The organism is Ruegeria sp. AF7 (assembly GCF_056541885.1).
Genome location: NZ_JBQFYX010000002.1, coordinates 216,437 through 227,366, shown reverse-complemented (window position 1 = coordinate 227,366; position 10,930 = coordinate 216,437). Strand labels below are relative to the sequence as shown.

Genomic DNA, 10,930 nt, shown 5'->3' with positions numbered 1-10,930 from the left:
CAATGAACGACCTGTTTGAAGGAAACGAATACGATTTTGTGGAAGGTGACTTGCTTCAGGAGGCGTTAAGGGGGGACTATTCCCGCAGTGACACGCCTGAGATGGTGGAATTCCGGGCATTTTTCGACACCCTGCCCAGCGAGTTTTTTACCGCAGACGAATTCATGGTGCTTGGCCCGTCCAACCGGCCCGGCGGAAGCTGTGAGGGCAAGAACGGTTTGGCACCGAAAAGCCTGTGGAACAATGTCGAGCCGCTTGTGAAGGCCATGAACCTGATCCGGAAGGAATTGGGCACTTCGGTTCAGATCACAAACTGCTTCCGCAGTGGAACCTACAACGCGTGCGTCGGAGGCGTACCTGGCAGCTTTCATTCAAGATTCCAGGCGGCGGATTGGATCTGCGATGCAGGCAACTCTGCCACATGGGCGAGCGCGGCCAGAGCAGTCAGAGATGCCGGAGGGTTTTCAGGCGGTATCGGTATATACAATAGTTTTGTGCATGTTGACGTGCGGGGCTCAAACGCGAGCTGGGACAACCGCAGCTAAATTGAGCCGCTGTATTAGTCTGCACGCGGGCAAGGCCCGTAAAAGGCATAATACGAATTCGCGCTGGAGCGGATTCGACTGAAATTCGGAGGGCTTACTTCAAGGCGTGGAAACTAACGAATTTTGGGTTTCCGCGCCTGGCGGCAAAAACTCGCGCCGACCACATTTGATTTAACATAATGGCGCTTATCCAGCCAATAGGAGTCACGGCTCAGGCATCGCTCACCTATCGAACTTACGCAGCATTCAGACGAGGTCACAGAAACTGTTATGGCCCTATGTGGCCGAAGCGAAGTTTGTATATCTTTGGAGCTTGTATGTCTCCGGGCCGCCCTTGTTCGAATGCTGACAACGGCAGACGAAATCATGAGGGCAGAAACCTGAAAGAGCTACCCTTTCCCTGCAAGGCCGGGAGTTTTCACTGAAAAGGCACAAAAGATTCCCTGTTCAGATGTTCTGGGAATTCGCCCACAAGTCACTGATCTGTTTGCAGATTTAAGGTCTGCGGACGTAAAGTAACGCCAAAACTGTGCAAATTCCCTGTAAAAATCCCTGTTTTCAGGGAATTTTGGGTGAGACTGGCTAGCTGCAAACGGCCTGCACAGCCATGATTTTCCCTAAAACTGCGCACTCAACAGTAAGCCGCCAGTTCTGTCGAGTTTTCAGTGATTTGGCTTTCAGCGGTTTAAGCCAAGTCCCGAACGTGAGCGCAAAAATGGTCGATTTCCAGCCGCGGTCTCAATTCGTGATTCCGGCGGTACGAGTTTAGTGAATTTGGAAGAGTCTGTGGATCAGAGCACAGCGAACTGCTTGCGCATATCTGACCAGATCGCAGGGACTCCAAACTTGATCAGGTATTCCGTGGTCAGGCCGTCAGGTTGTTCGCCTGCAGTGATGGTTTCCGGGATGCGTCAAAAGACAAAGGGATACGCGTCTGCATCCCTGGAAGAAGAAACGCAAGGCCTCTGCAAAATACGAGAAGCGGCGATACAAACTGCGTAACCACATCGAGATCTTGTTCGGCGGCCTGAAGGACTGGCGGCACGCTATGACCGATCCCAAAGGTTTTCTTCTCGGTCATCGCGCTCGCCGCTCTCGTATTCTATTGGTTATGAACCCTGACCCTAGCTGAGGTGATGCACTTCTTGAAGGCCGTAGATCGGCGTCGGGATACCCTCCATCCGGGCCTTTATTTGCAGCGATAGGAACTGTGAATAGTGCCGGGACTGATGCAGGTTTCCGCCATGCATCCATAGATTTGGAACCTGGGTTGGCTTCCACATATTGCGTTGCTCTCCTTCCCAAGGCCCCGGATCCTTGGTCGTGTCAGACCCCAGACCCCAGCATTTCCCAAGTTGATCTGCCATCTGCTGCCCCATTAGGTCCGCGACCCAGCCGTTCATCGAGTTATACCCGGTCGCATAGACCACCAGATCGGCATCCAGATGCGTGCCGTCATCAAGGATAACTCCGGTTTCATCAAGCGCGGTGACCTGACCGCGTTTCAGCTTGATCTCGCCATCAATGATCAATTGGCTGGCCCCGATATCGATGTAATAGCCCGATCCGCGACGCAGGTATTTCATGAACAACCCGCTGTCGTCATCGCCCCAATCCAGCCAGAACCCGGCCTTTTCCAGCCCGTCATAGAACTCTTTGTCCTGTTCTTTCATCGCGGCATAGGCCGGAATCTGGAATTCGTGCAGAATGTGATAGGGCAACGATGCAAAGATCAGATCGGCTTTTTCGGTCGTCATGCCAGACTGAACGGCGCGTTCAGAATACAGATCGCCCAGTCCGATCTCCATCAGGGTGTCCGAGCGGACAATATGGGTTGAGGACCGCTGCACCATTGTTACATCGGCATCGTTTTCCCAAAGTGCCGCGCAGATGTCATGGGCCGAGTTGTTGGACCCCACCACAACGACCTTCTTACCGGCCCATTTGTCGGGACCATCATGTTCCGACGAATGCACCTGTTCGCCTTTGAAAACATCCATACCCGGAAAATCAGGCATGCGTTTCTTGCCGGACATCCCCGTCGCCATGATCAGATGTTTGGGTCGCAGTACAACTTCGTCACCGTCCCGGTTCACAGTTATGGTCCATTCGCCTTTGTCTTCATCGAACGTGGCGGCTTTGGCTGCCGTGCACGTCCAATAGTTCAGTTCCATTACCTTGGTGTACATCTCAAGCCAGTCACCGATCTTGTCCTTTGGTGAGAAGACAGGCCAGTTTTCCGGGAACTTGATATAGGGCAGATGGTCATACCAGACCGGATCATGCAGGCAGAGAGAATTGTAGCGATTACGCCAACTGTCGCCGGGCCGTTCATTCCGTTCAACGATGATCGTCGGAACACCCAACTGACGTAGCCGCGCGCCCATGGCAATCCCGCCCTGACCGCCGCCGATGATGACGCAATAGGGCTGTGTTTTGTAGCCCAGTTCGGCCTCTTCTTGGGCTCGTTCTTCAGCCCATGTGGTCCTATGCTTACCCGCACCGTGCTTGGCCCCAAGTGGGCGGTTGAACCCTTTGGGCTCTTCATGGCCTTTCAGCTCGACCATCGTGGTCAGCAAGGTCCATATCTTGCCATCCTTGAGGCGGATCAACCCGTAGCCGCGTGCCACTTCGGTTTCAAACTCGATCCAAGCGGTGGTAATTCCGCCGTCTTCGGTGGGCACCTCACCTTCGGCAACTTTCCAACCGCTCGGCTTGGTCGTGGCCAACTGATGCGAAAGCATATCTGCCACCTGCGCCTTGCCTTCAACCGTTTTGATATTCCAGGTAAAGCTGACCAGATCTCGCCAATAGCAATCGTCTTGGAACATATCGCACGCGGCATCGATATCACCTTTGGACAAAGCCGCACCGAAGTCATCCAGAAACCCCTGCACCTGATCCGAGAGTGTTGTGTCGAGCATGTCATCCTCCCTATCTCCACGGAGCAGAAGGCTGGCAAATCCGTGACCCTTCAGGCAAGCGTATTTGGCGTCTCAACACTTGGTGCGGTCCAAAAACGCCATGGTTTGTTGCGCGCGCAACAAGGGCGCAACACGGGTACATATGCGTTTAATTGGGCGGTCTAAGCCCGGCCTTTCGCATACGGCGCAGGATCGTCGATCGGTTCACACCAAGGCGCCTTGCCAGTTGGGACATGTTCCAATCGCAAGCACGCAATAGTGCTTCCAGATCGTCTGAGTCCTGCTTTTGCGTAGGGGCGAGCGCTGGGGTGGGCAAATCCGTCAAATCGATGATGTTGTCCTGACACAGGGCGACCGAACTGTGCAGTAGATGTTCCAGTTCACGAATATTGCCGCGCCACAAACGTGATTTCAGGTCGGCGCGGGCAGCGGTCGAGAGGCGAATATCATGGCTGGCAAACCGTCGGAGCAGACGATCAATCAGCCAATCCAAATCCGCACGGTGGCGCAAAGGCGGCAGAGACAATGTGGCCCCCGCAATCCGGTGCAGCAGATCTTCACGAAGAGCGCCCTGCAATCCCGCCGGGGGCTGATTACATGAGGCGATGATCCTTAGATCGGTACGCCGCTCCAGCAGCGCCAAAAGAGAGGCCTGCGCAGGCTTGCTAAGTTCTTCAACACCGCGCAGGAACAGAGTACCGGAACCATGAACATGGTCGAAGTCGAAGGTCTCGGTGGCGCAGCAGATTACGACATGAAAGTCCTGTTTTGCAGGGTCGGCCATGTGAATGGCACGCGCCAACTTGGTCTTGCCAACTCCGCTTTCACCGGTCAGCAAAAGTGGCAGGCTTGTTGGCGCAAGACGTGCAGCTTGGTTCAACAGTTGCTGAAGACTTGCATCCGGTCCCGCAAAACTGCCAAGGGCACCAGGCAAAACCTGCTCCCGCTTGCGCAAAGCGGCGGTCATCTGGGGTGTCTGAGGGGCAACGGCATGACCATAGAGTGCGCGCCCGTCTTTGAGGTGAAGAACGCGGTCTTCGGACGGTCGACCACGCATGAACTCAGGCATCTCATCGACGCTGATCTCAAACCAATCTTGTAGTTGCGATCCGATCAACTGACCCGAACCGCTGAGGTCTAATGCGTTTCGCGCACCAGACGTCATACCAATAATTTTGCCGCTCCCATCCACCGCCACCGCCGCTTCGGGGTCGACCTCAAGAAACTCGGGACTGGTTGAAAAGCGCAGAACCCAATCCCTGCGGGTCGACGCCATCAGGTTCGCCATCTCGACCCGGCGGGCGGAATTAGTCACCAGCGTCATGGCCAGATTCTGCGACGCCTTAGGAGAGGGGCCGCGCAACAAGGACACATCCAGAACAGCTGCAAGACCACCCTTGGTGTCAAAAATAGGGGCCGCTGTACAAGACAGGGGTGTATGCGTAATCGAAAAATGATCGCCCTGATGTATCGTCACTGGCTGGCCCGTAACAATACACGACCCTACACCGTTCGTCCCTGCCAACTCTTCCGTCCATTTGAAACCCAGGTGAAGACCGGCCTTTCTGAGCTCATCCTCGAAATTCCGATCCCCGAAGAAGTCGACACATACACCGTCCGCATCCGCAAGTAGCAGGACGTAGTTTTGCCCCGCGACCTGTGCAAACAACGATTGCAGCCCCGAGCGCGCTGTTGCGATCAGACGTTCAGATTGTTCCAAATGTTCACGAAACTGAGTGTCAGGAAGGATATGCGCGGGTTCTTGCCGCGAGGGGTCCATACCATAGGTCTCAACACAGCGTTGCCAGCTATCTGCGACAAGACGGTCACGCCCTGTATCGAACCCGCTTAAGACACGGTCAATCTCTTCTGTGTGTTGGCGATCCAACAGCTTCCCGTCCTACAATTCCTTCTTCAATTTAGCAGGACTAAAGATTCGAGCCTATGTCCAAGTTTCGTCTCGCCAAGAGTCGATACAACTCTCGTCAAGTTGTCCTTTGTTGAACGCACAGAATCGGTCAAAGCGGGCTCGTTCCTGACCTTGTCTGCTGAGGAATATGAGCATGATATCCTAGCTCCGCCGATGTCAGTTCTGCAATGGAAGGAGAAACCACTGATGGTTCGGGGTACCTGTGGCCCGGTCGGCTTTACGAACGACTGCATATTTCAATTCCGTCAATATGCACGGTTTGTCCGGGAATGGGTCAAATCGATCTGGCTCGATCCCACATCATTCGGAACCCATTCTATCAAACGAACCAAGGTGCACACATATTTTGCAAAACCGGTCACGAGCAACCGCTTCTCGTCCAAGAGGTTCCTAAAAGGATGACAGGATACGGATATCGATTAGGACGACGATCAATGGTTTCCACATCAGAGGCACACACGGGTCGACGTGGAGAACAAATTGATACCAATTAATAATCACCGCTGCGTTTAAGACAGTAGGACAGGTATGGCTACCGCTGAAAAAACACCGGGCTTACACAGGAAAATTACGACGCGGCGTCGACGATGATACGTCCATCTTTATCACGCTATCTGAAGAGGCGCCCGAACTGGGTGCTGGTGTCCTCGATGCCGGCTAACCGAAGCATGTGCCAGGCCAACGCTTGGTTGCTCGAAAGGACTGGCACCCCGGTCGCTTCTTCTGCTCGCGCGATGACATCAAGGCATCGTAGATTCGTGCAGGATACAACCACGGCGTCACAGGGTGCTTGCGCGGCAACCTTGTTGATGGCCTCAAAGATTGACGTTTCAGTGATCCGGGCGACGACACGATCATTGCCCTCCTCGAACGAGCCGAAGCCCGCGATCTCGAAACCGGCTTCCTCAAGCTTTGCACGCATTCCGGCAGATACCTCTGGGATGTAAGGCGTTACAAAGCCCAATCGCTTGGCCCCCAGATGCTTACCGGCAGCGATGATTGCCGCCAACGGATTGGTGACGCAAGCGTCTGGGCATACGGTTTCGATGGCGTGAGCCACTTTCTCCGACCCGATCACCGTCGAGGCCGAAGTGCAGCCAAATCCGATGGCGTGAAAGCTGAGCGATGGCGGCAATAGCCGCGCTGATGCTGGCAGGTCTTGTTCCATTCGAGCCAAAGTGTCAGGCCGAACTTCGGGCACCATCGGAATTCTGCTGTGGTAAAGCGCAACCCCGTTGAGGTTCATGATCCGAGAAAACTCGTGCTCCAGCGTTTCGTCCGTCTCAAGGACAATCACACCGAGATTTGCTCGGGTACCGATACCGTCGTCAGTTTGGAAATCAAGCTTCATTGAGAGCCTCAGATGATTGGAAGTTGGGACGCAGCGCGCTCGGTCAGAAGTTCTGCGCCACCAGCGCGTACGACTAGGTTCTCCTCGTGCACCATGATCCGGCCGTCACCGTAGCTAAGCGAAGGTTCAAGGGTCAGCACCATGTTCTCGGTGATCTCGGTCGTGTCCCAAGCGGCGTGCGAGGGCCATTCAGTCAACTGCATGCCAAGCCCATGGCCCAATCTGCCCACGTCACCGCCCTGATCGTCCAGTTCAGCGATCACGTTCTGCATCGCTTGAAACAGATCACGGCAAGTGGCGCCTGGACGGGCAGCGTCAATGCCGGCTTCGGTCGCGCGCCAAAGCACGTCGTAGGCACGGCGAGAGGCGTCATCAGCGCTGCCGATGGCCCAGTTCCGGTCGAAGTCGCAGAAGTATCCATCCCAGTTAGCGCCGGAATCGAGCATCAGGATATCACCTCTGGCCAGGGGGCGGCGAGAGGGGGGCGAGATAACGTCATGATAGCCACCGTTGTCTGCACCGCCGACAAGATATGGAACGTCGTCAGCGCCCTGTTCTATCCCTTCAAGCCGGAACGCCCGGAATACGTCTTCAAGTGGCTGACCTTCGTGGGCGATTTCCGGCACCCGAGCGAATGTGCGCGAACCGATGGCACAGACATGCGAGAGCTTTTCGATCTCGGCCTCGGATTTCACCATACGCAAACTGCGAACGATCCCGGTAGCATCCGCAATCGCGAGCCCCTTGAGACCTGCTATCAGCCGTTCATAATCGCCCAACGGCATCCTCAAGTGGGTTTCATGTCCCTTCATCAGACCGATTGTATCGCCGCGTTTGGCATAGATAGACAGTAGATCGGTTAAAAGCCCGACACCGTCATCTTGAGGTGCCGGGGCACTCCAAGTGCGGATGTCAGAGATCCAGGTGCGGCGCATAAGATCGGCACCAATCTCGGGGATGATCGCAATCGGCTTGCCCGTTGCGGGTATAAACAGGAACCACGGGCGGGTTGGACTCTGCCAAAACAGCGTGTGAAACCCGCTGAAATAGCGCACCTCCGGTTCAGTGGTCAGCAGCATGCCGGCCATTCCAGTTTCGGCCATCTTTGCTTGTGCCGCTGCTGTGCGGGTTGCGTATTCTTTGTTGTCGAAGCCGCGTCGTGGGGCGTTCATGAATAGTGATCCTTTTGAAGTGGCAGGCGGTCCTGCACAAGTTTGACCCAAAATTCTGTGCCGATAGTCAACAGGGCATCATTGAAATCATAGTCAGAGGCATGGAGCGGTTGGGCATTTGGTCCAACCTCGCCATTTCCTAACAGCAGAAAACAGCCCGGTACGGCGGCCGAGAATTGTGCGAAATCTTCCGAAAAGCTCATCGGAGGTCGGTTGCTAATCAGGTCACAACCTGCGACTTCGGCAGCGCGGTATACTGCCTCGACTGGCCCCTTGGAGTTGATGGTCTCTACAAACTGAGTGTCGAAGCTCACGGACGCTTCGATTCCGTGCGCCGCTGCCACTCCTTCGGCAATCTGGCGCATGAAACGTTCGATGGCCACGCGATCTTCGGGAGATCTGGCGCGGAAGTCACCCTTAAGCGTTGCGTTGCCAGGCAGGACATTTCGTTGACCGTCGGTCAGGAATTCCGTGACTGAGATGACTGCGCCGGACGCAGGCGAAAGCTTTCGCGCCACCACTGTCTGCAAAGCGAGCACAATTTCAGAACCCACAGTTATCGCGTCGACGCCGGTCTCAGGCATGGACGCATGGCCGCCTTGCCCTTTTACAGCAATTTCAAAAAGCGTTTCACTGTTGCAGATGATTCCGGTGCGCGTCGAAATCTGGCCGGTGGGCGCACCAGGCAGATTGTGAATTGCATACACTTCTTCGACCGGAAACCGCTCCAGCACACCTTCGTCGATCATCGCGCGCGCGCCAAGACCATGCTCTTCGTTCGGCTGGAAAAGAAAGATGACGGTGCCGTCGAAGGCAGGATCTTGTGCCAGCCGCTCTGCCGCCCCAAGAAGCATTGCAGTATGACCGTCATGACCGCACGCATGCATCACTCCGGGCGTTTTCGAGACGTAGTCATGCACCGATGTTTCGGTGATCGGCAAGGCATCCATGTCAGCGCGTAGCCCGACGGCCTTGTTACCATCCCCGGATCGTAGCACGCCAACTATGCCGACGCCTTCATGTACTTCGATCCCGAGTGCGCGCAGACGTTCGGCCACAACCTTCTTGGTCCGTGTTTCCTGAAAACCAAGCTCGGCGTTTTTGTGCAGATCACGCCGAAGTTCGATCAAACGGGTCTCAAAATCGCTCATTTCGCCATCCGTGTATGATTTGGGACGGTTTTACACAGTGGTCATGCACGAGTTACATCAAGTTTCCGCCCCGCAGACAGAAAAACTTTCACCAAAGCGGCAATTCCAGACGGGATAATACACGAAAGGCTGTCAACTGCTGGAAAACATTCGACTCGGCCGACCGCGCTCAGAACAGATTTTCAGGCAAAAAGTCAGATGGGTAGCTCGAGGCCGATCTTAGTGCGATCCATTGCGACAGAAGTGCGAAATCTGCGGACGTTGGAGTTGTCAAAGAACAACCGCCGGGTCAGGTCCTCATAATCCTTCATATCCTGGGCCACGCAGACCAGTATGAAATCGGCGTCACCGGTCACGTAATAGCATTGCTGAACCTGCGGTTCGTTTCTGGCGCGTTTTCGAAAAACGTCGAGGTGCTGTAGGCTCTCTCGATCTAGCTCCACAAGAACAACGAATGTCATCTTGTAGTCGAAGCGCGTTGGATTGAGGACTGCGACCTCTTTAAGGATCAGCCCGGAATCCCGTAGCCTTTTAAGTCTCCGCTGCACGGACGGAACCGAAAGGCTGCACTCCTGCGCCAGTTGTTCCAAACCAACTCGGCAATCCTTCTGAAGCGTTCTGAGAATTGTCGCGTCTGCATCGTCAAGTTCGACACTCATGAAAAATCCCCTCGGAAGAAGCGTCTTCTGTGAAATCGATTATCGAAGGTAGAGTTAAATACGATAAATTGGAACAGGCGAGTCATGCAACATCTCCGCTCACAATTACAGCGGATGAAAAACACATGACATGTACCGAAAACCTCAATTTCGCACCGGATTTCACCCGTGCTCTGGAGTTCTTTCAGGCACAGGAGAATTATGCTGTTTCACCGCTGATCGAAATCAAAGGTCCTGGCGGCTTGAACGTTTATGCCAAGGACGAAACGCAACGTATGGGGCTTGGCGCTTTCAAGGCGCTGGGTGCGCCTTACGCCGTTGCGCGCATTCTTGAGGAGGCGTGGCTAAGAGAAACGGGTGAAGCGCTGTCCCTTTCACGGATGAGGGATGCCGATTTTCAAAAATTTGCGGCAGCCCACACTTTCGTTTGCGCAAGTGCTGGCAATCACGGCATGGGCGTTGCAGCCGGAGCACGGGCGTTTAAGGCTAAGGCTCGGATTCACCTTGCAAAGACCGTACCCGAAGGGTTTGCCGGTCGCCTCAGAGCGCTTGGTGCAGAAGTGATCCGATCAGGCGGCGTTTATGATGAAAGCGTCGCAGCGGCCATCGCCGACGCTGAAACCACGGGCGCCACACTTTTGGCTGACGGAACCTGGCCCGGTTACACTGAGATCCCGAAATTGGTGATGGAGGGGTACTGCGTCATCGCCGAAGAGATGCGCCAGCAGTTCGAAACCTCTGGCCTGTGGCCAACACATGTCTATCTGCAGGCAGGGGTCGGCGGGCTTGCCGCCGCGATGTCCCACATGATCCGCCTGAATTGGGCAGAACAGCCTGAATTGATCGTCGTCGAGCCCGATGCTGCCGCCTGCCTGAAAACCAGCCACTTGGCCGGAAAACCAACCCGCAGCGACGGTCCGGATTCGAACATGGGTCGCCTTGACTGCAAGGAACCCTCGATCGTGGCCTGGGAAGTACTCGAACGCTGCGGCGTGAGTTACGAAACCCTTTCCGAAGAAGAAGGCATTGCAGCTGCTGAATCTGTCACCGCCCTTGGTATCTCGACCACACCGTCTGGTGCGGCCGGCTACGGGGCCCTGCGTAAGAGAACCACCGAACAAGGGAACGCCAAGGAAACGCGCCCTCTTGTCATCATCTCAGAAGGCCTCGCATGAGCGGGCATGAAAGGACCAAAAGA

The 10,930-nt window shown here is 55.1% G+C and carries 8 protein-coding genes and 1 pseudogene; 3 read left to right on the top strand and 6 right to left on the bottom strand.

Features of this window, described 5'->3' with window-relative positions; genetic code table 11:
* The first annotated feature begins 2 nt into the window (after window positions 1-2).
* Window positions 3-545: a D-Ala-D-Ala carboxypeptidase family metallohydrolase gene (locus ACR0AP_RS06585; protein ID WP_170623009.1), complete on the top strand. Its 543-nt coding sequence runs from the start codon at window positions 3-5 to the stop codon at window positions 543-545.
* A gap of 890 nt (window positions 546-1,435) precedes the next feature.
* Window positions 1,436-1,660 (top strand): annotated as a pseudogene (locus ACR0AP_RS06580) (IS5/IS1182 family transposase); the annotation flags it as partial.
* A 9-nt stretch (window positions 1,661-1,669) separates the two neighbouring features.
* Here ACR0AP_RS06580 and ACR0AP_RS06575 read toward each other — a convergent pair.
* From ACR0AP_RS06575 to ACR0AP_RS06550, 6 genes are all read right to left on the bottom strand, one after another.
* Window positions 1,670-3,469, bottom strand: a complete 1,800-nt coding sequence (locus ACR0AP_RS06575) for an NAD(P)-binding domain-containing protein (RefSeq protein WP_480506105.1) — start codon at window positions 3,467-3,469, stop codon at window positions 1,670-1,672.
* A 148-nt stretch (window positions 3,470-3,617) separates the two neighbouring features.
* Window positions 3,618-5,357, bottom strand: a complete 1,740-nt coding sequence (locus ACR0AP_RS06570) for a sigma-54-dependent Fis family transcriptional regulator (protein ID WP_480506103.1) — start codon at window positions 5,355-5,357, stop codon at window positions 3,618-3,620.
* A gap of 652 nt (window positions 5,358-6,009) precedes the next feature.
* Window positions 6,010-6,750: a maleate cis-trans isomerase family protein gene (locus tag ACR0AP_RS06565; protein ID WP_480506101.1), complete on the bottom strand. Its 741-nt coding sequence runs from the start codon at window positions 6,748-6,750 to the stop codon at window positions 6,010-6,012.
* 8 nt (window positions 6,751-6,758) lie between these two features.
* The gene (locus ACR0AP_RS06560; RefSeq protein WP_480506099.1) at window positions 6,759-7,922 is read right to left on the bottom strand and encodes a M24 family metallopeptidase; all 1,164 of its coding nucleotides are present in this window, start codon (window positions 7,920-7,922) and stop codon (window positions 6,759-6,761) included.
* Window positions 7,919-9,073: an amidohydrolase gene (locus tag ACR0AP_RS06555; RefSeq protein ID WP_480506097.1), complete on the bottom strand. Its 1,155-nt coding sequence runs from the start codon at window positions 9,071-9,073 to the stop codon at window positions 7,919-7,921. Before ACR0AP_RS06555 ends, ACR0AP_RS06560 begins: the two co-directional genes overlap by 4 nt.
* Window positions 9,074-9,267: 194 nt before the next feature.
* The gene (locus tag ACR0AP_RS06550; RefSeq protein ID WP_480506095.1) at window positions 9,268-9,732 is read right to left on the bottom strand and encodes an Lrp/AsnC family transcriptional regulator; all 465 of its coding nucleotides are present in this window, start codon (window positions 9,730-9,732) and stop codon (window positions 9,268-9,270) included.
* A 125-nt stretch (window positions 9,733-9,857) separates the two neighbouring features.
* Between ACR0AP_RS06550 and ACR0AP_RS06545 the strand changes: the two genes are divergently transcribed.
* Window positions 9,858-10,907, top strand: coding sequence for a pyridoxal-phosphate dependent enzyme (locus ACR0AP_RS06545; RefSeq protein ID WP_480506093.1), 1,050 nt, complete (start codon window positions 9,858-9,860; stop codon window positions 10,905-10,907).
* The last annotated feature ends 23 nt before the right edge of the window (window positions 10,908-10,930 follow it).

Bases quoted from the DNA above. Each gene is read 5' to 3' on its own strand.
- ACR0AP_RS06585 (WP_170623009.1), top strand. From the start codon at position 3: ATGAACGACCTGTTTGAAGGAAACGAATACGATTTTGTGGAAGGTGAC.
- ACR0AP_RS06575 (WP_480506105.1), bottom strand. From the start codon at position 3,469: ATGCTCGACACAACACTCTCGGATCAGGTGCAGGGGTTTCTGGATGAC.
- ACR0AP_RS06565 (WP_480506101.1), bottom strand. From the start codon at position 6,750: ATGAAGCTTGATTTCCAAACTGACGACGGTATCGGTACCCGAGCAAAT.
- ACR0AP_RS06560 (WP_480506099.1), bottom strand. From the start codon at position 7,922: ATGAACGCCCCACGACGCGGCTTCGACAACAAAGAATACGCAACCCGC.
- ACR0AP_RS06555 (WP_480506097.1), bottom strand. From the start codon at position 9,073: ATGAGCGATTTTGAGACCCGTTTGATCGAACTTCGGCGTGATCTGCAC.
- ACR0AP_RS06550 (WP_480506095.1), bottom strand. From the start codon at position 9,732: ATGAGTGTCGAACTTGACGATGCAGACGCGACAATTCTCAGAACGCTT.
- ACR0AP_RS06545 (WP_480506093.1), top strand. From the start codon at position 9,858: ATGACATGTACCGAAAACCTCAATTTCGCACCGGATTTCACCCGTGCT.